At 64.9% G+C, this 21802-nt stretch carries 21 protein-coding genes; 8 read left to right on the forward strand and 13 right to left on the reverse strand.

Annotated features, from left to right (window positions below):
- Positions 1-33 precede the first annotated feature (33 nt).
- The 7 genes from ileS to gpmA form a co-directional block, all read right to left on the reverse strand.
- Positions 34-2949 (reverse strand): isoleucine--tRNA ligase, encoded by a 2916-nt coding sequence (gene ileS / locus CJD35_RS00925; protein ID WP_086485741.1) that lies wholly within the window; start codon positions 2947-2949, stop codon positions 34-36.
- A gap of 141 nt (positions 2950-3090) precedes the next feature.
- A complete protein-coding gene (locus tag CJD35_RS00930) occupies positions 3091-4032 on the reverse strand; it encodes a bifunctional riboflavin kinase/FAD synthetase (protein WP_017183670.1) in 942 nt (313 codons plus the stop codon).
- A gap of 77 nt (positions 4033-4109) precedes the next feature.
- Entirely contained in the window at positions 4110-4934 is an 825-nt protein-coding gene (locus CJD35_RS00935; protein ID WP_095686738.1) for an alpha/beta fold hydrolase, read from the reverse strand.
- Between the two features lie 28 nt (positions 4935-4962).
- Positions 4963-5475, reverse strand: coding sequence for a dihydrofolate reductase (locus tag CJD35_RS00940; RefSeq protein WP_017183668.1), 513 nt, complete (start codon positions 5473-5475; stop codon positions 4963-4965).
- A complete protein-coding gene (locus tag CJD35_RS00945) occupies positions 5472-6542 on the reverse strand; it encodes a 5-(carboxyamino)imidazole ribonucleotide synthase (RefSeq protein ID WP_017183667.1) in 1071 nt (356 codons plus the stop codon). The genes CJD35_RS00940 and CJD35_RS00945 overlap by 4 nt, the downstream gene beginning before the upstream one ends.
- A gap of 8 nt (positions 6543-6550) precedes the next feature.
- Positions 6551-7039, reverse strand: a complete 489-nt coding sequence (gene purE, locus CJD35_RS00950; protein WP_017183666.1) for a 5-(carboxyamino)imidazole ribonucleotide mutase — start codon at positions 7037-7039, stop codon at positions 6551-6553.
- A gap of 180 nt (positions 7040-7219) precedes the next feature.
- Positions 7220-7906: a 2,3-diphosphoglycerate-dependent phosphoglycerate mutase gene (gene gpmA / locus CJD35_RS00955; RefSeq protein WP_017182717.1), complete on the reverse strand. Its 687-nt coding sequence runs from the start codon at positions 7904-7906 to the stop codon at positions 7220-7222.
- Positions 7907-8178: 272 nt separating this feature from the next.
- On the opposite strand from gpmA, the gene sppA reads away from it, so the two are divergent.
- Positions 8179-10062 carry a signal peptide peptidase SppA gene (gene sppA, locus CJD35_RS00960; RefSeq protein ID WP_017182718.1) on the forward strand — a complete coding sequence of 628 codons (1884 nt, stop codon included), beginning with the start codon at positions 8179-8181 and terminating at the stop codon, positions 10060-10062.
- 156 nt (positions 10063-10218) lie between these two features.
- On the opposite strand, the gene CJD35_RS00965 is transcribed toward sppA, so the two are convergent.
- The 5 genes from CJD35_RS00965 to CJD35_RS00985 all read right to left on the reverse strand — a co-directional run bounded on the left by CJD35_RS00965 (position 10219) and on the right by CJD35_RS00985 (position 15588).
- Positions 10219-10860 (reverse strand): trimeric intracellular cation channel family protein, encoded by a 642-nt coding sequence (locus CJD35_RS00965; protein ID WP_017182719.1) that lies wholly within the window; start codon positions 10858-10860, stop codon positions 10219-10221.
- A gap of 121 nt (positions 10861-10981) precedes the next feature.
- Complete coding sequence (locus CJD35_RS00970) at positions 10982-12289, reverse strand: M20/M25/M40 family metallo-hydrolase (protein WP_017182720.1); 1308 nt, start codon at positions 12287-12289, stop codon at positions 10982-10984.
- Positions 12290-12291: 2 nt separating this feature from the next.
- Entirely contained in the window at positions 12292-12837 is a 546-nt protein-coding gene (locus tag CJD35_RS00975) for a glutathione peroxidase (RefSeq protein ID WP_017182721.1), read from the reverse strand.
- Between the two features lie 37 nt (positions 12838-12874).
- Complete coding sequence (locus tag CJD35_RS00980; RefSeq protein ID WP_017182722.1) at positions 12875-13582, reverse strand: VIT1/CCC1 transporter family protein; 708 nt, start codon at positions 13580-13582, stop codon at positions 12875-12877.
- A 143-nt stretch (positions 13583-13725) separates the two neighbouring features.
- A complete protein-coding gene (locus CJD35_RS00985; protein ID WP_017182723.1) occupies positions 13726-15588 on the reverse strand; it encodes an ABC-F family ATP-binding cassette domain-containing protein in 1863 nt (620 codons plus the stop codon).
- A gap of 178 nt (positions 15589-15766) precedes the next feature.
- Between CJD35_RS00985 and CJD35_RS00990 the strand changes: the two genes are divergently transcribed.
- The 7 genes from CJD35_RS00990 to CJD35_RS01020 all read left to right on the forward strand — a co-directional run bounded on the left by CJD35_RS00990 (position 15767) and on the right by CJD35_RS01020 (position 20946).
- Positions 15767-16495, forward strand: a complete 729-nt coding sequence (locus CJD35_RS00990; RefSeq protein WP_017182724.1) for an SIMPL domain-containing protein — start codon at positions 15767-15769, stop codon at positions 16493-16495.
- 92 nt (positions 16496-16587) lie between these two features.
- Positions 16588-16926: a hypothetical protein gene (locus CJD35_RS00995; protein WP_017182725.1), complete on the forward strand. Its 339-nt coding sequence runs from the start codon at positions 16588-16590 to the stop codon at positions 16924-16926.
- A 34-nt stretch (positions 16927-16960) separates the two neighbouring features.
- Positions 16961-17626, forward strand: a complete 666-nt coding sequence (locus CJD35_RS01000) for a response regulator transcription factor (RefSeq protein ID WP_006953141.1) — start codon at positions 16961-16963, stop codon at positions 17624-17626.
- Positions 17627-17810: 184 nt separating this feature from the next.
- Positions 17811-19115: a sensor histidine kinase gene (locus CJD35_RS01005; protein ID WP_017182726.1), complete on the forward strand. Its 1305-nt coding sequence runs from the start codon at positions 17811-17813 to the stop codon at positions 19113-19115.
- Between the two features lie 168 nt (positions 19116-19283).
- The gene (locus tag CJD35_RS01010) at positions 19284-19637 is read left to right on the forward strand and encodes a YbaN family protein (RefSeq protein ID WP_017182727.1); all 354 of its coding nucleotides are present in this window, start codon (positions 19284-19286) and stop codon (positions 19635-19637) included.
- Between the two features lie 452 nt (positions 19638-20089).
- Positions 20090-20428 carry a hypothetical protein gene (locus CJD35_RS01015; protein ID WP_095686739.1) on the forward strand — a complete coding sequence of 113 codons (339 nt, stop codon included), beginning with the start codon at positions 20090-20092 and terminating at the stop codon, positions 20426-20428.
- Between the two features lie 77 nt (positions 20429-20505).
- Entirely contained in the window at positions 20506-20946 is a 441-nt protein-coding gene (locus tag CJD35_RS01020) for a hypothetical protein (protein WP_017184336.1), read from the forward strand.
- A 282-nt stretch (positions 20947-21228) separates the two neighbouring features.
- On the opposite strand, the gene CJD35_RS01025 is transcribed toward CJD35_RS01020, so the two are convergent.
- Positions 21229-21726, reverse strand: a complete 498-nt coding sequence (locus CJD35_RS01025; protein ID WP_037515119.1) for an SH3 domain-containing protein — start codon at positions 21724-21726, stop codon at positions 21229-21231.
- Positions 21727-21802: the final 76 nt, after the last annotated feature.

The following is a 21802-nucleotide window of genomic DNA, read 5'->3' on the forward strand; positions in this document are numbered from 1 at the left end:
CGCCTTCGCGGGAGCACGTTGTTCCATGCCTATTCATGGCGCAACAACCGCGTCACACCGGCCACACAGCGCGCCATCCTCGGTGACTTCGGGCAGCAAGCGCCAGCAACGGCCGCACTTGTGCCATTCGCTGGGACGGACGCTGATGCCGTCGCCCTCGCCCATCGTCACCCGCGCGACGATCGCCACTTCGGCGAAATCGACGTCGCCCACGGCCAGCACCTGCCCCATGGTGACATCGGCCTCCAGGCTGGAACGCACGATCTTCTCGCGCCGCAACGGCTCGATCGCCTCGTTCACCTGTTCGCGCTGGCTGCGCAACTCGGTCCATTTCTCGTCCAGATGCGCGTTGATCCAGTGATGGTCGATCTCCGGCCATTCCAGAAAATGCACGCTTTCCTCGTCACTTGGGAAGCGGCTTTGCCATACTTCCTCCGCGGTGAAGGGGATGATCGGCGCGGCATAGCGGACCAGCGCGTGGAACAGCGTATCCAGCAATGTGCGATAGGCGCGGCGCTTGGGGTCCGACGGCGCGTCGCAATAGAGGCAGTCCTTGCGAATGTCGAAGAAGAAGGCCGACAGGTCGCTATTGGCGAAATCGAACAGCGCGCGGGTATAGCGGCTGAATTCCAGCCAATTCTCGCTGTCCGCCGCCTTGTCGACAACGCTGCGCAATTCCGCGTCCAGCGTCGCCAGCCGGTGGAGCATATAGCGCTCCAGCTCCGGCATTTCGGCGTAGGACACGGCTTCGGTCTCTTCATCATAATCGGAAAGAGCGCCCAGCATGTACCGGAAAGTATTGCGCAATTTGCGATAGGCGTCGGACGATCCGGCCAACACTTCCTTGCCGATCCGCACATCGTCGAAATAGTCGGTGCTCGCGACCCATACGCGCAATATGTCCGCGCCGCTTTCGCCCATGATCTTGAGCGGATCGACAACATTGCCAAGGCTCTTGGACATTTTGCGCCCGGTCCCGTCGAGCGCGAAGCCATGGGTCAGCACTGCCTTGTACGGTGCCTGTCCGCGCGTGCCGCAGCTTTCGAGCAGCGATGACTGGAACCAGCCGCGATGCTGGTCAGACCCTTCGATATACAGGTCGGCGCGCGCGCCCTCGCCATAGCGGGCCTCCACCACGAAACTGTGGGTCGACCCGGAATCGAACCACACATCGAGAATGTCGGTGATGACCTCATAGTCGGCCAGATCATGCTCCGGCCCCAGCAGCGCCTGATGATCCGCCCCGAACCAGGCATCCGCGCCGCCCGCCTTGAACGCTTCGACGATGCGGGTATTGACCGCCGGATCAACCAGATACTGCCCACTCTTGCGATGCACATAGAGCGCGATCGGCACGCCCCAGGCGCGCTGGCGGCTGATCACCCAGTCGGGACGCCCTTCGACCATGGACCGGATACGGTTGGTCGAGCGCTCCGGCACCCAGCGGGTGTTCTGGATCGCATCGAGCGCCACGCCGCGCAGCGTCGGCCCGTTGGTCGGCAGCGCCGTCGCCAGCGCGCCGGTGACCGGCTCCAGCGGCGGCAGCGGATAGTCCATCACCTGCCCGCTCGGCTTGTCCATCGGAATGAACCATTGCGGCGTGCAGCGATAGATGATCCGCGCCTTCGACCGCCAGCTATGGGGATAGCTATGCCTGAACTCGCTGGCCGACAGCAGCGCGCCAGCCGCGCGCAGGTCAGTGCAGATCGGGCCGTCCGCACCGTTGAACTTGGTATTGATGACGCTGCCCTGCCCCGGCAACCATTCCCAATCGTCGCGATAGAAACCAGCATCATTGACCGCAAAGACCGGGTCGATGCCCAGCTTCTTGCAGGCGATGAAATCCTCCTCGCCATGATCGGGGGACATATGGACAAGGCCGGTACCCGCGTCGGTGGTAACATGATCGGCGGGCAGGAAGGGACGCGGACGGGCGAAGAAGCCGCCGAGCGCGTGCATCGGATGACGGGCGATGGCTCCGGCGAGGTCGATGCCTTTGCCGGTCCATATCGACATATACCCGAAGTCTTCTTCGTCGGTATTGCGAGCAAACCAGCCGTTACGTTCACCGAAAGCGTGCACCAAATCCGAAGCTACGAGAAAACGGCGACCAGTCTTCGTCGGCGCCGATTCATCGTTCAACGGAAGCGTCGTCTCTTCAACCAGCTTATACTCGATCCCCTCCCCAAACGCGATCGCCTGGTTCACCGGGATCGTCCAAGGGGTCGTCGTCCAGATCACCGCATGCGCGCCAACCAGCTCCGGCGCATTGGGCGCTTCCACAATCTCGAACGCCACGTCGATCTGCGTCGACACGACATCCTCATATTCCACCTCAGCCTCGGCCAGCGCGGTCTTTTCGACCGGGGACCACATCACCGGCTTGGCCCCGCGATACAGCTGGCCGCTTTCCGCGAATTTCAGCAACTCGCCCACGATGGTAGCTTCGGCGTCGAACTTCATGGTCAGGTAGGGATCGGCCCAGTCGCCCATCACGCCCAGACGCTTGAACTGCTCCTTCTGCACGCCCACCCATTTGTCGGCATAGGCGCGGCACTGGGCGCGGAACTCGGCGGCGGGCACCTCGTCCTTGTTCAGCTTCTTCTTGCGATACTCCTCCTCGATCTTCCATTCGATCGGCAGGCCATGGCAGTCCCATCCGGGCACATAGGGCGCATCCTTGCCCAGCAGCGATTGGCTGCGGACGATGATGTCCTTGAGCACCTTGTTCATCGCATGGCCCATATGGATGTCGCCATTGGCGTAGGGCGGCCCGTCATGCAGGATGAAGCGTTCGCGCCCCTTGCGCCGCTCGCGCAGCCGGTCATACAGACCCATCGCCTCCCACTTGGCCGCGATCGCGGGTTCCTTCTGCGCCAGGCCGGCCTTCATCGGAAAGTCGGTGACGGGCAGGAAAACGGTGGACTTATAGTCAGGTGCGTCGGTCATAATGGGTCCGGTATCTGCTAATGACCGTTCGCCCTGAGCGAAGTCGAAGGGCTCGACCGACCGATAGGGAGGTCACTTCGCTCCGCTCAGTAGAAGGCTTCGACTTCGCTCAGCCCGAACGGGTGAGAAAACAAGCCGCCATTAAGCGACGTAAGGCGTTCCCGCAAGGATTTGCCGTGCAGCCTCGCAGTCCAGCGCGATCTGCGCCATCAGCGCGTCCAGCCCGTCATATTTCGCCTCCGGCCGCAGGAACGCGATCAGTTGCACGGCAATGCACTGGCCATACAGGCTTTCGGCAAATTCGAAGAAATGCGGTTCCAGCAATTCCTTGGGCGGGTCGAAGGTCGGGCGGATGCCCAGATTCGCCGCCCCGTCCAGCACGCGCCCGTCCGGCAAAATCCCGCGCACCGCATAAATGCCATAGGCCGGGCGCAAATAGCTGCCCATATCGACATTGGCGGTGGGAAAGCCGATCGTCCGCCCCAGCTTGTCGCCATGCTGCACCTCCCCCTCGATCGCGAAGGGCCGGGTCAGCAGCCGGGTCGCGGTGGCGCAATCGCCCGCCTGCAACGCCGCGCGGATGCGGCTGGAGGAAATCACCGCCCCGTCCGCATCGGTCACCGGCGCAACCGCCTGCGCCCACATGCCCCATGGCGCGCCCAGTTCGGACAGGGCCGCCACGGAACCGGCGCGCCCCTTGCCAAAGGTGAAATCCTGCCCGGTGACGACCCCCGCAATGCCCATATCGGCGGCCAGCAGGCGCACGAAAGCCTGCGGCCCAAGCGCGGCCAGTTGGGGGGTAAAGGCGAACACCATCATCGCGTCCGCCCCGGCAGCGGCGAACAGGGCCGCCCGCTGGTCCAGCGTGGTCAGGCGAAAATGGGGCGTGTCGGGCCGGAACAACCGCATCGGATGCGGATCGAAGGTCGCGACGATGACCGGACGCCCCTCGGCACGGGCGCGGTCTATCGCATGGCCGACCACGGCCTGATGCCCGGCGTGAAACCCGTCGAAATTGCCCAGCGCCATGATGGCCCCGCGCAAATGCGCCGGGACCGGGGCGCCGCTTGTCAGCCGCTCCATGGCGCGGCCTATAGGGGGCATCCCGGCCAAGAGCAATGACCGAGACCCCTCTCGCGAACGCCCGCAATCCTCAGTCGTCAGCCACCACGCAGGAAGGCGATGAGATCGGCATTCAGCCGGTCGGGCACCGTCGCGAACAGCCCATGGGGCTCGCCCTCATATTCCAGCCATTGCGCGCCAGCGATCCCCGCCGCCGCCGCGCGACCGCTGGGGTCGATCGGCACTGTCTTGTCACCGCTGCCATGGATCACCAGCGTGGGGACGGTGAAGCTTGCCAGGTCAGGACGGAAATCGGTGCGCCCGAAGGCATCGACACAGGCAATGGTAGCCAGCGGGCTGGCCATGATGCCCAGCGCGAAACTCCAGTCCAGCAAACCCTTGCTGACCGGGCTGGTCACCCAGCCAACGCCATAGAAATCCTTGGCGAAACTCTGGAGGAAGTCGAAGCGATCCTTGCGGATATCCTCCTGCATACCGGCAAACACATGCTCCTCCACGCCATCGGGATTGTCAGCGGTCTTGAGCAGATAGGGCACGACGGACGACACCAGGACCGCTCGGTCCACCCGCGCGGCACCATGGCGGGTCAGGTAACGGGCAATCTCGCCCCCGCCCATCGAAAAGCCGACCAGGCTGACGCGCGGCAAACCCAGATGGGCGATCAGGTCGGCCAGATCGTCGGCGAATATGTCATAGGTATAGCCGGTCGCAGGATGGCTGCTCTGGCCAAAGCCACGCCGATCATAGGTGATGACCTGATGCCCAGCCTCGACCAGCGCGACTGTCTGATATTCCCACATATCGCCGGTCAGCGGCCAGCCGTGGATCAGGATGACGGGCGGGCCTTCTCCGGCCACCTTATACTGGATATGCGCGCCGTCGCGTGTGTCTAAAATGGGCATGGATGCAGTCCTCTATCCGGGGACTGCCTTAACCTGCGGAAATAGCGCCCTGTTCCGAATCGATGCGACAAAGAGAGACAAAACTATAGGCGGGCCGATCATCGACGGCCTCATGCGCTTCCCGCGCCACTTCCACCCAGTCCGCCGGATCGGGATAGGCGATGCTGGCATCCCCCACCGCGTCCAGATGCACTTCGGTCAGCTCGATTCGATGGGCAACGTCCAGGAACAATCGATAGATTTCCGCCCCGCCAATCACCATCACGCCCGGCGCATTGGCCAGCGCCAGCGCGCCCGCGACATCATGCGCTACCTCCGCCCCTGCCCCGCTCCATGTCCGGTCGCGGGTCAGGACGATATGGCGACGCCCCGGCAGCAGGCCCGGCAGGCTGTCGAACGTCTTGCGCCCCATGATCATCGGATGGCCCAGCGTCAGCGCCTTGAACCGCTTGAGGTCCGCCGGCAACCGCCAGGGCAGATCACCATCCCGCCCGATCACGCCATTGTCGGCGCGGGCCAGGATCAGCACGATCTCGCTCACAGCGTCAGCCGCGTGACATGCCCCATCTTGCGCCCCGGCCGCGCTTCATGCTTGCCATAAAGGTGCAGATGGTTGGCCGGATCGGACAGGATCGCCTGCCAGTCATGCGCCGCCTCGCCGATCAGGTTGCGCATCTCCACCCGGCGCGCCGCCAGCGCGGTGTCGCCCAGCGGCAGTCCGCAAATCGCGCGGACATGATTTTCAAACTGGCTCGTCACCGCACCCTCGATCGTGCCATGCCCGCTATTATGGACGCGCGGCGCCATTTCGTTGAACACCGGGCCGTCGGCGCTGGCGAAAAATTCGCAGGTCAGAACGCCGACATAGTCCAGCGCATCGGCAATTTTCCGCGCCAGCGCGCGGGCGGCAGGCACCTGCCCCTCGATCAGCGGCCCGGCGGGCGTGATCGACGTGTCAAGGATGCCATCGACATGGACATTGGCCGAACTGTCCCAGAAGCGCACCTCACCGTCCGCCCCGCGCACCAATATGACCGAAAATTCCTCGGCAAAGGTCACAAAGCCTTCCAGTATCGCGCTCTGCCGACCGATCGCATTCCAAGCACCGACCGCATCGCCCGGCTCGTTGATCCGCGCCTGCCCCTTGCCGTCATAACCCATGCGATTGGTTTTCAGGATCGCGCGGCTGCCGACCTGCGCGATCGCCGCCTCCAGATCGTCCAGATCCTCGACCGGCGCAAAGGGCGCGGTCAGCCCGCCCAGATCGCACACGAACCGCTTTTCCGCCAGCCGGTCCTGCGCCACCCGCAACGCCTGCGCACCCGGACGCACCAGCCCATGGGTGGCCAGCACCTCGACCGCCGCCGGGTCGATATTCTCAAATTCATAGGTGACGACATCGACGCCGTCGGCAAAGGCCGCCAGCGCCGCTGCGTCCTCATAATCGCCCCGCGTCCAGCGCGGCGACACGTCGGCGGCGGGGCCGCTCTCTTCCGGCGCGTAGATGGCGGTGCAATAGCCAAGCTGCGCGGCGGCGATGGCGATCATCCGCCCCAACTGGCCGCCGCCAAGGATGCCGATGGTCGAACCGGGCGCGATGGTCGTCATGGGGCCGCTCAGTCCTCCACCGTTTCGGCGACCGCATCGGTCTGCTTAGTGCGCCAGGCGTCCAGTCGCCCGGCCAGTTCAGGATCATTGGTCGCCAGGATCGCGGCGGCCAGCAGCCCGGCATTGATCGCGCCCGGCTTGCCGATCGCCAGCGTCGCCACGGGAATGCCGCCGGGCATCTGGACGATCGACAGCAGCGAATCCATGCCCTTCAGCGCCTTCGATTCGACCGGCACGCCCAGCACCGGCAGGCGCGTCATGGACGCGCACATGCCCGGCAGATGCGCCGCCCCGCCCGCGCCCGCGATGATGACCTTCAGGCCGCGGCTCACCGCGCTCGTCGCATAATCATACAGCCGCTGCGGGGTGCGGTGCGCCGACACCACCTTGCATTCATGGGGCACGCCCAGCGCGTCCAGCGTTTCGGCGGCATGGCGCATCGTGTCCCAGTCGGACCGCGACCCCATGATGATGCCGACCTCGATTGCCCCGCTCATGCCCGTGCTTCCCCTCATGGCGCGGCCTTCACGGTGCCGCCCGGAAAGCAAAGCCCCTTAGCGACCGGGTCGCCGGGGGGCAATGTCGTATTTCCTCCGAACCCGGCGTGCTCCCGCGCAGGCGGGAGCCTAGTCCCGCCGTTTCAACTGGGCTCCCGCCTGCGCGGGAGCACACAGCCCTTACCGTTCCGACAGATAATAGCGCTCGATCGCGCTCAGATCGTCGGCCAGTTCGTAAACGATCGGCTGACCCGTCGGAATTTCCAGTTCGGTAATCTCGTCGTCGGGAATGTTCGACAGATGCTTGACCAGCGCGCGCAGCGAATTGCCATGGGCGGAAATCAGCACCCGCTTGCCTGCCTTCAGGTCGGGCGCGATGCGGCTTTCCCAATAGGGCAGCACGCGCGCGATCGTATCCTTCAGGCTCTCGGTCGATGGAATGGCGATGCCCGCATAGCGGCGGTCCTTGCTCAGGTCGAACTCGCTGCCCGCTTCCAGCACCGGCGGCGGAATGTCGAAGCTGCGGCGCCAGATCTTGACCTGCGCGTCGCCATGCTTGGCCGCCGTCTCCGCCTTGTCCAGGCCGGTCAGCCCGCCATAGTGACGCTCGTTCAAGCGCCAGTCCTTCTCCACCGGCAGCCACAGCCGCCCCATTTCCTCCAGCGCCAGGTTCAGCGTCTTGATCGCGCGGGTCTGGAGCGAGGTATAGCATTGGTCGAAATCCAGCCCCTTGGCCTTCATCAACTGTCCCGCCGCCCGCGCTTCGCCCGCGCCCTTCTCGGTCACGTCCACGTCCCACCATCCGGTGAAGCGGTTTTCCAGATTCCATGACGACTGGCCATGACGGATAAGGACGAGTGTGGGCATCGGGCATGTCTCCTGCACAAGAGCGGACAATATGAGTTCCCATCACGGAACGGCGGCATAATTCTCCAACCCCACCTCCGTTCGGGCTGAGCTTGCCGAAGCCCCCTTCGACAGGCTCAGGGCAAACGGGGATGGATAGGCCGTGATTATGCAACGATCCCCATAGCGGCCAAAATCGACCGCGCAAGCTTGTCCAGCCCGCCTGTACCCCCACATTGCAGTCGACAGGGCGATGGGCTAGCCATGGCAGATCGGGCAGAAGGAACACCCACTTGGCATTTGTGAAGGGCGCGTGGCGCATATTGGTCGCGATCAAGGACGGACTGGTCCTGCTGTTCCTGCTCCTCTTCTTCGGCGCGCTCTACGCCGCCCTCTCCTTCTCGCCAAAACCCGTCGCCGGCATCAGCGCGGGCGCGCTGCTGCTCGACCTCAACGGCACCATCGTCGAACAGCCAGCGGAGGTTGATCCCTTCGCGCTGCTGTCGGGGTCCGGCCCGCAGATGAAGGAATATCGCCTGTCCGACATCGTCACCGCGCTCGATGCGGCCAGGACGGATGGCAAGGTCAAGGCGGTGGTCCTGAACCTGGATGGCTTCATGGGCGGCGGTCAGGTCGCCATCGCCCGCGTTGGCCAGGCGCTCGACGCCCTGCGCGCCGCGAAAAAGCCGGTGCTGGCCTATGCCACCCTCTATACCGATGACAGCTATCTGTTGGCCGCCCATGCCAGCGAAGCGTGGAGCGATCCGCTGGGCGGCGTCGCGATCATGGGCCGGGGCGGATCGGGCCTCTATTATAAGGGGCTGATCGACAAGCTGGGCGTCAACACCCATGTCTATCGCGTCGGCACCTACAAGAGCTTCGTCGAACCCTTTATCCGGGCCGATCAGTCCCCCGAAGCCAAGCAGGCCAATCAGGCGCTGGCCGACGCGCTTTGGCAAAACTGGCGCGATGATGTCGCCAGGGCGCGGCCAAAGGCGAAGATCGCCGCCTATGCCGCCGACCCGGTCGCCGCTGCCCGCGCCGCCAACGGCAATATGGCGCAGGCCGCCCTGTCCGCGGGCCTGATCGACAAGCTGGGCGACGCCACCGCCTTTGGCACGCGCGTCGCGGAGATTGCGGGCGACGCCTCCGATGCGAAGGCGGGCGGTTTCGCCACGATCGACCTTGCCGCGTATGTCAAGGCGCGCATGCCCGCCAATGACGGCCAGATCGGCGTGCTGACGATCGCGGGCGACATCGTCGATGGCGAAGCCGGTCCCGGCACTGCGGCAGGCGACACCATCTCCGACCTGCTGCTGACCGCGCTCAATGAAAAGGATCTGAAAGCCCTCGTCGTCCGCGTCGATTCGCCCGGCGGATCGGTCATGGCCTCGGAAAAGATCCGCTCCGCCATTCTTCAGGCCAAGGCGGACGGACTTCCCGTGGTCGTCTCGATGGGCAATGTCGCGGCCAGCGGCGGCTATTGGGTCTCCACCCCCGCCGACATGATCTTTGCAGAGCCGGACACCATCACCGGCTCGATCGGCGTGTTCGGTATCCTGCCGAGCTTTGAAGGCTCGCTGGCCAAGATCGGCGTCACGACGGACGGCGTCGCCACCACGCCCCTGTCGGGCCAGCCAGACCTTGCCGGCGGCACCTCCCCGCAATTCGACGCGATCATGCAGATGGGGGTAGAGGACATCTATCGCCGCTTCGTCGGCATCGTCGCCCAATCGCGCCACAAGACCCCGGCGCAGATCGACGCCATCGCGCAGGGCCGCGTCTGGGACGGCGGCACCGCGCGCCAGAATGGCCTTGTCGACCGCTTCGGCGGGCTGGAGGACGCCATCGCCGAAGCCGCACGCCGCGCCAAGATCGACCCCAAGACCGCCCGCGCCTACCGCATCGAAAAAGCGCCCGACAAATGGGCCGCCTGGATCGAGGCGATGGCGCAGCGCGACGCGGACGATGCAGGCGCGCCGCGCGACATGCTGGCCCGGCAAGCCATGGTCCAGCGCAACTGGGCGATGCAGGCGGTGGCCGACGTCAAGGCCCTGGTCACCGGCGCAGGCGTTCGTGCCGACTGCCTGGAATGCCGCAGCTATGGCGCGCCGAGGACGCAGAGCGCAGCAGACCAGCGCGGCATGATGGCGCTCATCGCGGGGTTGTGGCGCTAATCCCCTTCTCCGCTTGCGGCGCATTCCCTCCTCCGTTCGCCCTGAGCTTGTCGAAGGGCTGCACGTCTTGAGCAGAAGGACGAGGCTTCGACAGGCTCAGCCCGAACGGGGTGAGGTCAGAGGGCATGTAAATCTCGTCAAGAGAAGGACGATAAACTACCCCTCATCCCGATAGACCGGCAACCCCAGCCCGCGCCATATCGCCAGCGCGCGCAAGCCAAAGCCGGTCAGCGCCGCGATGACGCCCGCGACCGGCACGTCCAGCCCTATCATCCGCAACCCAACGAACAGCCCCGCCGCTACTGCCGCCGCCGTCACATAAAGTTCGGGCCGCAACAGGATCGACGGTTCCCCCGCCAGCAGATCGCGCATGATGCCGCCGACGCAGCCGGTCACCACGCCCATCATCCCGGCAACAAAGGGCGGCACGCCAAAACTCATCGCCTTGACCGCGCCGAACACCGCAAAGGCAGCCAGCCCGATCGCGTCGAGCCAATCGAGCGCCCGCTCGCTCCAGAAGCGGCGCGGCGTACACCACACGATCACCGCCGCGCACATGCAGGTGATGGCGGGCGCGGCATTCACGACCCAGAATACCGGCGCCCCGATCAGCAGATCGCGCAACGTGCCGCCGCCCACCCCGGTCACCAGCGCGAAAAAGGCGAAGGTCACCAAAGTCTGCCGCAACCGCGCGGCCGCCAGCGCGCCCGACGCGGCAAAAACGAACGTACCGACGATGCTGAGCGTTTCCAGCACCGGGCCGATCGATGTGGCGAGGAGGGGCGTGGACGGGAGCATGGCTATATACTTACATCCGTTACAATATTTCCGTGTTCCCGCGCAGGCGGGAACCCAGTTCGGACGGCGGGCCTGGGTTCCCGCCTGCGCGGGAACACGCTGCTCAACTATGCCATGCCCCCTATTTCCGCCCCTTTTCCCCTGCCAGCCGGCTCATCAATATCGCCGCGCGCTTGGCCTGGCGTTTCATGCTCGACAGGTCGGCCTGTTCCGCCGGGCTGTGATCGCCCGTCGATGTCACGCCCAGCCCCACCAGCCCGTCCGTATCCTGCGCGACGAAGCTGATGTCGCCCGCGCCGCGCTTCAGCGGATCGAGTTCTGGCATCTGCGCCAGCCCCAGATCGGCATTGACCCGGTTCAACCGCGCCAGCAGCGCGCGATTGCCCGCCGTGGGCGCCATCGACGGATAGCCCATGTCGAATGCAATGCGCGCCGATGTGCCCGGCAGATGCCCCGCCCCGACGATCGCTTCCATCTTCGCGCGCACCCGCGCCGTCTGCTCTTCGCTCAGCGTACGGAAATCGCCCTTGGCCACCGCAATCGGCGGGATGATGTTGGTCTTGCCGGTCACCGCGATCCGCACGCCGTCCTTGTCCACATCGGCGCTCTGCCCGCCGCCGATCAGCCCGACATTGAAGGTCAGATTGGGTTCGGGCAGTTCCTTGCGAAACGCCACGATGATCCGCGCCAGTTCATAGATCGCGCCATCGCCCGCGCTGGCGGAAAAAATCCCCGAACTATGCCCCGACTTTCCGCTCGCGGTCAGCGTCCAGCTGTTGGAGGATCGGCGCGCGATCGACCCCATATCCTTGCCGTCCTCCTGGGACAGCCCCTCGAAATCCAGCGCCACATCGGCGCGCTTGCCAGCGGCAATCAGGTCGGCCCGCGCGATGCTGATCGGATCGCCCGAATCCTCCTCGTCGCCGGTCAGCACCACCTCGATATTCGCGCCCTTCAGCGTGCCGGCCGCCTGCATCGCCTTCAATGCCAGCAGCATCGTGACGACCCCGCCCTTGTCGTCCGCCACGCCCGGCCCGCGCGCCAGATCGCCTTTGCGCTCGAACGTCTGAAACGGCGAGTCCGGCTCGAACACAGTATCGAGATGCCCGATCAGCAGCATCTTCGTGGTCCCGGCCCGTCCCTTATGCACCGCGATCAGATGCCCGGCCCGCTTGGCCGCATCCATCGGCTGCCATGTCACGGCAAAGCCCAGCCTCTCGAACTCAGGCCGCAGCATGTCGGCCACGGCCTTCACCCCGGCCAGGTTCATCGAACCGCTATTCTGGTTCACCAGTTTTTCGAGCAGGCCGATCGCGGGTTCATAGCCCGCCTCCACGCTGGTGCTGATCGTGCGTTCGGCGGGCGACAGCGCCGCCCCGGCGGGTGCCCCCGCCATCAGCATCGCCCCCGCGATCAGGCCTGCCCGCATTCTCACTTGGCCAGTTCCGTCTCGATCGCCGCGACCAGCGCCGCGTCGTCAGGCGCGGTCGTCGGCGCAAAACGCGCAGCCACGCTGCCATCCTTGGCGATCAGGAACTTCTCGAAATTCCACAGTATTTCAGGCACCGGATTGGGGGTCATGCCATAGCCTTTCAGCTTCTCGCGAAACGCATCGCCCTCGCCCTGCGCTTCCGGCACGGCGCTGGTCAGCGCGGCATAGAGCGGATGCTTGTCCGGCCCGGTGACCACGATCTTCTCGAACATCGGGAAATCGACGCCGAAATTGGTGGTGCAAAATGTCGCGATCTCGTCGTTCGTCCCCGGTTCCTGCGCGCCGAAATCATTGGCGGGAAAGCCTGCGACCACCAGCCCCTTGTCCTTATAGTCGGCGTACAGCTTTTCCAGCCCTTCATATTGCGGCGTCAGCCCGCATTTGGATGCGACATTGACCGCCAGCACCACCTTGCCCGCATAGTCAGCGAGGGACGTGTCCGCGCCCTTGATGGTCTTGAGCGGGATCTGCTGAATGTCCGTCATCTCGTCGTCTCCTGTGAAATTTGCGTGGACCTTGCCACTATATCGCCGCCCCGAACAGATGCCCCGCGCCCGCCGTCACCGCCATCGCCAGAGCGCCCCAGAACAGGGTCCGGCCCATTGATCGCACCACCTGCGCCCCGCCCAGCCGCGCGCCGACATAGCCCAGCAGCGCCAGGCACAGCAGGCTCAGGCAGACAATCGCCATGATCGCGCTGCCGGCAGGCGCGATCGCCGCGACCACCACCGGCGGCGCGGCCCCCATGGCAAAGCTGCCCGCCGACGCCAGCGCCGCCTGCACCGGACGGGCCGTCGCAATATCGGAAATGCCCAGCTCGTCGCGGGCATGCGCGCCCAGCGCGTCGGCCTCCATCAACTGTCGTGCCACTTGCCCCGCCAGGTCGGACGTCAGGCCGCGCTCGACATAAATGTCGCGCAGTTCCGCCCATTCCTGTTCGGGTTGCACGGCCAATGCATGCCGTTCCTTGGCCAGGTCGGCGCGTTCGGTATCCGACTGCGCGCTGACGGACACATATTCCCCCGCCGCCATCGACATCGCCCCCGCGACCAGCGCGGCAACGCCGGTCAGCAGGATCGTCTGCCCGTCCGCCCCCGACGCCGCGATCCCGGTCATCAGGCTGGCGGTGGACACGATCCCGTCATTGGCCCCCAGCACCGTCGCGCGCAGCCAGCCGACGCGATTCACATAATGAACGGCATGGTGCGACTGGTCGATTGCCGTGTCCATTGGTCAGCCCCCGTTACGATCCTACTCCACCCTGCCGTTGGTTTGGCGCGAAGTCGAGTGTCCCATGATACGTGCTCCCGCGCAGGCGGGAGCCCAGTCCCACGCTATCGACTAGGCTCCCGCCTGCGCGGGAGCACGACAGCCTACCCCGCCAAACCCTCGGCCTTCTCCGCCAGTTCCAGCCAGCGCATTTCCGCCGCCTCTTTCTCGGCCCGCGCCTTTTCGATCGCGCCGGTCAGCGCGTCGAACCGCTTGCGGTCGCGGGTGTAAAGCGCCGGGTCCGCCAGCATATCCTCGTCCCGCGCGATCGCCGCCTCCAGTTCCTCGACCCGCTTGGGCAGCAGTTCCAGGTCGCGCTGGTCCTTGTAGCTCAGCTTCGCCGACACGGGCTTTGGCGGCGGAGGCGCGGAGGCGGCCTTCTTCTCGACCTTGACCGCCTTGCGCGGATCGCGCTTGGCGATCCAGTCGGCATAGCCGCCCACGATCACATCGACCTTGCCCGATCCGTCCAGCCCCAGCGTCACCGTCACCGTGCGGTCCAGAAAGTCGCGGTCATGGCTGACGATCAGCACCGTGCCGTCATAATCGGCAATCACTTCCTGCAACAGGTCGAGCGTTTCCAGATCCAGGTCGTTGGTCGGCTCGTCCAGCACCAGCAGGTTGGATTCGCGCGCAAATTCGCGCGCGAACAGCAGGCGCGAACGCTCCCCGCCCGACAGCGTGCCCACCTTCGCCTCGGCAAGGCTTGGATCGAACAGAAAGTCCTTGAGATAGCCATGGACATGCTTGCGCACGCCCCGCACATCGATCCAGTCGCCCCCCTCGGCCAGCACTTCGCGGACCGTCTTGTCGCCCTGCATCAGGCTGCGCTGCTGGTCGATGAAGATCATGTCCAGCGTCTTGGCCTGGCTCACCGTCCCGCTGTCGGGCTGCAATTCGCCGGTCAGCAGTTTCAGCAACGTCGTCTTGCCCGCGCCATTGCCCCCGACAATGCCGATCCGGTCGCCGCGCTGCACGCGCAGCGACAGATTGTCGATGATGACCCTTTCACCAGCTCCGTTCGTGTCGAGCGAAGTCGAGACACCGTCGCTCTGCCGCTTCTCGACTTCGCTCGAAGCGAACGGAGACCGGGGGAAACGCTTGGTCGCATGTTCGACCTTGATGACGCTCTTGGTCTTGCTGTCGTCGCTCGCCACCGCGATCTTGGCCACGCCCTGCGGCCCGTTCATAGCCGCGCGCGTCTCGCGCATTTCCCACAGCTTGGCCAGCCGCCCCTGGTTGCGCTTGCGCCGCGCGGTGACGCCCCGCTCCAGCCAGTGCGCCTCGATCTTCAGCTTGGCGTCCAGCTTCTCCGCCGCCCGCGCCTCTTCGGCATAGACCGCCTCCATCCACTGTTCGAAACCGCCAAAGCCGATCTCGTTGCGGCGCATCTGCCCCCGGTCCAGCCACAGCGTCTGGCGCGTCAGCCGCGTCAGGAAGGCGCGGTCATGGCTGATGACGATGAAGCCGCCATTATAGCGCGCCAGCCAGTTTTCCAGCCAGTCGATCGCCGCAATGTCCAGATGGTTGGTCGGTTCGTCCAGCAACAGCAGGTCCGGTTCGCTCGCCAGCGCGCGGGCGATCGCCGCCCGCCGCCGCTCGCCGCCGCTCGCCGTTTTCGCCTCGCGCGACAGGTCGATCCCCAACTGGTCGGCAATCGCCTCGACCTCATGGGCGGGCGGCGCAAATTCGCCCGCCAGCGCGAAATCATGCAGCGTCGCAAAGGCGCTGACGTCCGGGTCCTGCTCCAGCGTGATGATCCGCGCGCCCGGCTGCACCGACCGCACGCCCTCATCGGCCTCGATCTGACCGCCCAGCAGCTTGAGCAGGGTTGTCTTGCCCACGCCGTTGCGCCCGATCAGCGCCAGCCGGTCGCGCGCGCCGACGTGAATATCCATCCCCCGAAACAGCCAGTGGCTGCCCTGCGAAAGGCCAAGATTTTCGAACGAAAGAAGAGGTGCTGCCATGCCCGTGCAGCTAGTCGCAAGATCACGATGGAGCAAGCACATCCTCCCCGGCGCAAGGCGTCACCGACATGGGGGAGGACACGGAACCCCAACCTGTCTGACGGCTTTCAACGCATGTCAGCGTCCATTCATCGCAGCCGTCCCACCATTACGGCATCCAAACAGGAGTGTTCCCTTCATGAAATCCGCCCTCGCCATCATGGCGCTCGCCGCTTCGTCGCTCCCGATGGCCGCCATCGCCCAGACCAGCGTGACCCTTGCCGAAACCGCGCCGGTGGTCACCCTCAACGTCACCGAAAGCGTCGAGGGCTCGCCCGACATCGCCACCGTGGGCACCGGCGTCCAGACGCGCGCGCCTACCGCGCAGGCGGCGATGCAGGACAATGCCGCCAAGACGGAAAAGCTGATCGCCACCCTCTCCCGCGCCGGCATCGCCAAGAAGGACATCCAGACCAGCGGCATCAACCTGTCGGCGCAATATGATTATAACCAGCGCGACGGCGAACCCGCCGGCCCGCGCTTCATCGGCTATGAAGCGTCCAACCAGCTCAGCGTCAAACTGCGCGACATCAGGAAGGTCGGCCCCCTGCTCGACGCCATGGTGGCCGCGGGCGCGACCAACATCAACGGCCCGACCTTCGCGATCGACAATCCCGCGCCGATGCTGGCGCAGGCGCGCGGCGCGGCACTCAAGAGCGCCAAGGCCCAGGCCGATTTCTACGCCCAGGCCGCTGGCTACCGCACCGCCCGCCTCCTCTCCATCGCCGAAAGCAACAGCGGCGGCCAGCCCCCCATGCCCATGCTGCAAAGCGCCCGCTTCAAGGCCGATGCCGCCGCCACCCCGGTCGAACCCGGCCAGGTCAGCGCATCAGTTACGCTCACGGTGCAATACGCACTGGAAAAGTAAAAACCTCAATCCTCCCCCGGCGGCCGCCCCCCCCGCCGGGGGGGGATGAAATAGCGCAAACACCTCACCCTCCCCCATTCACCACCTGTTCAATGCCTGTCGCCTATGCCATGCCCATGACAATGATGCGCAAAAGCCTGATCGCCGGAATCATCGCCATGGGGGCCGCAATCGCACTGGTCCCGGTCGCCGACGCTGGAGGACGCCGCGACGAGCAGGACGCCGCGCGCCGGGCCATGCTCGACGGGCAGGTCATGCCCTTTGCCATGATCAAGCGCCGCGTCGATTCGCAGATGAACGGGGCCAGCTATGTCGGCAGCGAATTCGACCCGTCCTCCAACCGCTATCGCCTCAAATATGTGAAGGACGGAAAGGTCATGTGGGTTGATGCGGACGGCCGGACAGGCAATATCATCGGCTGGGCGCGCTGACCGCGCCTGACACAGAAAAGAAACGGAACAGCCCATGCGTCTGCTGATCGTCGAGGATGAACCAAGTCTGGGCCAGCAGCTCAGGAACACGCTGGAGGGTGCTGGCTATGCCGTCGACCTCGCCACCGATGGCGAGGATGGGCATTTCCTTGGCTCCACCGAAAATTACGATGCGGTCGTGCTCGACCTGGGCCTGCCGACCATTGACGGCCTGACGGTGCTGGACCGCTGGCGCAAGGAAGGCCGCGCCTTTCCCGTGCTGGTGCTGACCGCGCGCGACAGCTGGTCGGACAAGGTGGCGGGGCTGGACGCGGGCGCGGACGACTATCTCGCCAAACCCTTCCAGTCCGAAGAACTCATCGCCCGCCTGCGCGCGCTCATCCGCCGCGCATCGGGCAATGCGTCGAGCGAACTCACCGCAGGCGACGTCCGCCTCGACACCCGCTCAGGCAAGGTGACGCTCAGCGGCGATCCGGTAAAGCTCACCGCGCAGGAATATAAACTGCTCTCCTACCTGCTCCATCACAAGGGCAAGGTGGTCAGCCGCACCGAATTGATCGAACATATTTACGATCAGGATTTCGACCGCGATTCCAACACGATCGAAGTGTTCGTCACCCGCATCCGCAAAAAACTGGGCGCCGACGTCATCACCACCATCCGCGGCCTGGGCTACAGCCTGGACGAGCCGGGGCGCTGATACCAAACCCGACATCCGTTCGGGCTGAGCGAAGTCGAAGCCTTCACCTGAACGCAGTGAAGGCACTTCGCTCCGCTCACCGGACCCCTTCGACTTCGCGCAGGGCGAACGGTAAAGTGGGATACGCATGACCGATCCCATCACCCCTCCCCCCGTCCGCTCTACCGGCTCCATCAGCCGCCGGATGATCGGCATTGCCGCGCTGTGGATCAGCGTGCTGCTGATCGGCGGCGGCGTGGCGCTGGACCGGGTGCTGTCGGACGCCATCACCCGCAATTTCGACGACGGCATGAATTATGTGCTGACGGCGATGATCGCCGCGTCGGAAATCGGCCCGGACGGCGAAGTCCTCTTCAACCGCGAACTGGCCGACCAGCGCTTCCTCGAACCCAATAGCGGCCTCTATTATCAGGTAAGTGCGAAGGGGCATGAGGATTGGCGCTCCCGCTCGCTCTGGGACCGCGCGATCAAGGTGCCCTTCGACCATCATGACCGCCGCCTCCACGTTTATGACAGCAAGCAATTCCCTGGCGAGGATTTGCGCATCATGGAACGCAGCGTTGTCCTGCCCGGATCGAACACGCGCTGGATGTTCATCGTGGCGCAGGCGCGCGCGGGCCTGAATGCCCAGATCCGCACGCTGCGCACCACGCTGGTGCAAAGCTTCGCGCTGCTCGCGCTCGGCCTGTTCGTGCTGGCCACGCTCCAGACCCTCTATGGCCTGCGCCCCCTGCGCAAGGTGCGGCTGGAAATCATCCGCATGCGCGATGGCCTTAAAAGCCGCGTCACCGAACCCATGCCCGCCGAAGTGCTGCCCATGGTGGAGGAACTCAACGCCCTGCTCGCCCACAATGAACGGCAGGCGGAAGAAGCGCGCACCCATGCGGGCAATCTCGCCCATGCGCTCAAGACCCCGCTGACCGTCATCATGAACGCGGCGACGGCCCAGTCGGCCGATCTTGGCGAAACCGTGATCCGCGAGGCCACGACGATGCGGCGGCAGGTCGATCATCACCTCGCCCGCGCCCGCGCCGTCGGTCGGCGGGGTGCCGCGCAAAGCCGCGCCGACGTCTGGGCCAGCCTCACCGCCGTCGAACGCGCCGTCGCCCGCCTCTATTCCCACGTCCGCGTCGACATGGACGGATCGAAGGACGCCGCCGTGCGGGTAGAGCGGCAGGATCTCGACGAAATGCTCGGCAACCTCGTCGAAAACGCCGCCAAATATGGTGGCGGCAGCGTGTTCGCGACCGTCCAGCGCGCGGGCGACATGGTCGAAATATTGGTCGAGGATGACGGCCACGGCATCCCGGCGCAAGAACGCACCCGCATTTTCGACCGCGGCGTCCGCCTCGATTCCGGCAAGCCCGGCACCGGCCTTGGCCTCGCCATCGTCCGCGACGTCGCGGAAATCTACGGCGGCACCGTCACCCTCGAAGAAAGCGAGGATCTGGGCGGCCTCCTCGTGCGTCTAAGACTCCCCGCCGCCTAAAACCCCTTCTCCCCACGGGGGAGATGGACACGAAGCCTTGGCCGCGAAGCGGCTTAGGCGAAGTTGGAAGAGGGGGCGGGACGCCAACGTCACCCTTGCCATCCACCCCAGCCCCTGCGAAGCAATAGCATCGCACGCATCATCCACCCCGGCCAGAACAGGAACCCCATGCGGCGGCACCTCTACCTCATCGCCGGTTTCGCCTCGCTGGGCCTGGGCACCATCGGCGCCTTCCTGCCGCTGCTGCCCACCGTCCCCTTCATGATCCTCGCCGCCTTCTGCTTCGCCCGCTCCAGCCCCGCGCTGGAGGCCAGGCTGCTCGACCACCGGATTTTCGGCCCCCATATTCGCAGCTGGCGGGAACGCGGCGCGATCAGCCGCCGCGGCAAGAAAGCCGCGCTCGCCGCCTTCGCCTTCAGCGCCACCCTCGCCCTCTTCCTCTCCCCCTGGCCCTGGTACCTCCTCCCCCTCACCGCCGCCCTGATCGGCGGCACCTGGATCTGGACCCGCCCGGAGGCGTGAGGGGCATCGGCAAAAGAACGCCAGACACCCCTCACCCCGTCATCCCGGACTTGATCCGGGATCCATTCACGCAAGGCTAGCGATTGCGCGCGAGGGCAGAGCCAATGGATCCTGCCATCCGTCAGGATGACGACGACGATTGACAGCAGCCCCCTCCCTTCTCCCCACGGGGGAGAAGGATACGCAGCCTTACCGAACGCAGTGAGGTTAGGCGAAGTTGGATGAGGGGGACCGACGCAGGCGGCGCGCATATGCCGAGAGGCTGCCAAACCCACCTTCGTCACCTTCCGACCGGCGCAGGGTCCGCCATGACCCAAGAAGAGCGACAATAAACTCCTCCCCTGCAAGGGGAGGGGGACCACGAAGTGGTGGAGGGGTGTCACCCTATCGAGAAGAGACGGCGGTCGGTTGTTCCCGATTGCGGACATTCCGCCAATCGCTAGGTTACATCTATGAGCGTCCTCAGACCTTCGCGCGACATATGGCTGATGCTAGGCCTGCTTAGCGCAGCCAGCGCCTTCGCTCGCTATGTCGGCCTGTCGCACATCGTCTACACGATTTGCTATGCGCTTCTTTCCTTGCTGGGCCTCGGGATCGCGACCTATCTCGCGCTTCAAGCGCGACGGTCAGCTCGCATCGACAGCAGTTCCTTCATTGCTACCCTAGCGCCAGCCGTGTTGCTGTTTATCGATCTTCCAAGCAATTGGCGCGTCACCTGCCTTTTGGCGATCACGCTGATTGCGATGCAGGAGTGGAGATCACGCCGCCATGAAGGTAGCAGCATCAGCTAACGACCAGAAATCGCCATTGCGGGCAGGCCTGTGATTTCTACGTAGCGGACATGCATTCGCTTCCATAAAGTGCCGTGATGAACAAGCTCACACTCAAATATCAGTACGACTCTAGCTTCTTTGATCCGAAAAAGACTCGAGATGACTTCGGTCGTCTTTCTGTGTCAGTCGTGACAGATGATTTTTCAGGAACCGGCGGCTTTTGGGTTCAATGGCAGGACGTCAAGGAGTTTGGCGAGGCGCTGAGCGTGTATCCGATTAAGGAAGATAGTCCCGTAGTTGCACAATGGGGCTTTGAAATGCAGCAAGGCAACGACCTCATCCTGCGGTTTGAAATCTCGCCCGCTGATAAACGCGGGAATTTGGTGATGCGGTTTGAGGTGGCGGACGACCACAAACCTCATAACCGAGCACGCGGTATGTTCCAGACGAACTACCCCAATCTCGACGCATTCCGCGTCAGCATCGCCCAGCTAATGGATAATCAGATCGAGGAAGCCATTTTGATGGGGGATTAAAGTCGGTTTTCGCTTTTTTTAGCGAAAGCCGAATGTCGCCATACGGCCCCAGCCGGCACCTACCCCCACCTGTCCTACACCCCCGCCCCCTGCTACACTCGCGCCCGGCTCTTTCCCATCGTCCACCCCAGCACGCCCGCGCAAATCCCCCATGCGCGACATGGGCGAAGTTTGCGAAGTTCCGCGCCGCGCCCAACCACCGGCCCGCGCAACATTCTGCCCGAAGCACGCACGAAAATATCACGATCACCGGGAAATATGCGAAGTTAAGCGCCGCACATCCTATTTGTCGGTCGCGCCCCACACGTCCTGCGCCTTCACATAGCCGCGCTGGCCCTTCACGTCGAAGCTGCACCAGCCGCCCGAACAATCGGACAGGCGCCCAACCACGCCCTTTTGCGCACGAAATAATGTCCGCGCCCCATCGCTGGCCGATTCGCGCATCGGCGCTTCGGCCGCGCGCACCACCCCGGTTGGCGTGTCGCTCAGCAGGCGGACATGCATCCACCCCTGCGCGCCGTCCGGGTCCTCGACCTTGCGCCACAGGCCCAGCACCTGCACCACCTTCACCGGCAGGTCGCGGCGGCGGTAGATCCAGTTGGATGGGTAATCCAGGCTCGGCCCGACCCGCATCCGCGCCTCCGGCTGCGAAATCGAGGCCCAGTACGGCACAGGCTTGCCCGCCGCGATCACCGCGTCGCCCGCTGCGCCCAGCGCCATGACCACGCCCGCGCCCAGAAAAATGCGCTTCATGCCCGACCTGTTTTTCCTGTCACCCATGGCCTTCCCATAGCCGCTGCGCCGCCCCTGCGACAACTGCTGACTTGCCCGATCCACCATAAGCGCTTGACCGATG

It is taken from the genome of Sphingobium xenophagum, from assembly GCF_002288285.1.
GTDB lineage: Bacteria > Pseudomonadota > Alphaproteobacteria > Sphingomonadales > Sphingomonadaceae > Sphingobium > Sphingobium xenophagum.

Bases quoted from the DNA above. Each gene is read 5' to 3' on its own strand.
- ileS (WP_086485741.1), bottom strand. From the start codon at position 2,949: ATGACCGACGCACCTGACTATAAGTCCACCGTTTTCCTGCCCGTCACC.
- CJD35_RS00930 (WP_017183670.1), bottom strand. From the start codon at position 4,032: ATGGAGCGGCTGACAAGCGGCGCCCCGGTCCCGGCGCATTTGCGCGGG.
- CJD35_RS00935 (WP_095686738.1), bottom strand. From the start codon at position 4,934: ATGCCCATTTTAGACACACGCGACGGCGCGCATATCCAGTATAAGGTG.
- CJD35_RS00945 (WP_017183667.1), bottom strand. From the start codon at position 6,542: ATGACGACCATCGCGCCCGGTTCGACCATCGGCATCCTTGGCGGCGGC.
- purE (WP_017183666.1), bottom strand. From the start codon at position 7,039: ATGAGCGGGGCAATCGAGGTCGGCATCATCATGGGGTCGCGGTCCGAC.
- gpmA (WP_017182717.1), bottom strand. From the start codon at position 7,906: ATGCCCACACTCGTCCTTATCCGTCATGGCCAGTCGTCATGGAATCTG.
- CJD35_RS00965 (WP_017182719.1), bottom strand. From the start codon at position 10,860: ATGCTCCCGTCCACGCCCCTCCTCGCCACATCGATCGGCCCGGTGCTG.
- CJD35_RS00970 (WP_017182720.1), bottom strand. From the start codon at position 12,289: ATGCGGGCAGGCCTGATCGCGGGGGCGATGCTGATGGCGGGGGCACCC.
- CJD35_RS00975 (WP_017182721.1), bottom strand. From the start codon at position 12,837: ATGACGGACATTCAGCAGATCCCGCTCAAGACCATCAAGGGCGCGGAC.
- CJD35_RS00980 (WP_017182722.1), bottom strand. From the start codon at position 13,582: ATGGACACGGCAATCGACCAGTCGCACCATGCCGTTCATTATGTGAAT.
- CJD35_RS00985 (WP_017182723.1), bottom strand. From the start codon at position 15,588: ATGGCAGCACCTCTTCTTTCGTTCGAAAATCTTGGCCTTTCGCAGGGC.
- CJD35_RS00990 (WP_017182724.1), top strand. From the start codon at position 15,767: ATGAAATCCGCCCTCGCCATCATGGCGCTCGCCGCTTCGTCGCTCCCG.
- CJD35_RS00995 (WP_017182725.1), top strand. From the start codon at position 16,588: ATGCCTGTCGCCTATGCCATGCCCATGACAATGATGCGCAAAAGCCTG.
- CJD35_RS01000 (WP_006953141.1), top strand. From the start codon at position 16,961: ATGCGTCTGCTGATCGTCGAGGATGAACCAAGTCTGGGCCAGCAGCTC.
- CJD35_RS01005 (WP_017182726.1), top strand. From the start codon at position 17,811: ATGATCGGCATTGCCGCGCTGTGGATCAGCGTGCTGCTGATCGGCGGC.
- CJD35_RS01010 (WP_017182727.1), top strand. From the start codon at position 19,284: ATGCGGCGGCACCTCTACCTCATCGCCGGTTTCGCCTCGCTGGGCCTG.
- CJD35_RS01015 (WP_095686739.1), top strand. From the start codon at position 20,090: ATGAGCGTCCTCAGACCTTCGCGCGACATATGGCTGATGCTAGGCCTG.
- CJD35_RS01020 (WP_017184336.1), top strand. From the start codon at position 20,506: ATGAACAAGCTCACACTCAAATATCAGTACGACTCTAGCTTCTTTGAT.
- CJD35_RS01025 (WP_037515119.1), bottom strand. From the start codon at position 21,726: ATGGGTGACAGGAAAAACAGGTCGGGCATGAAGCGCATTTTTCTGGGC.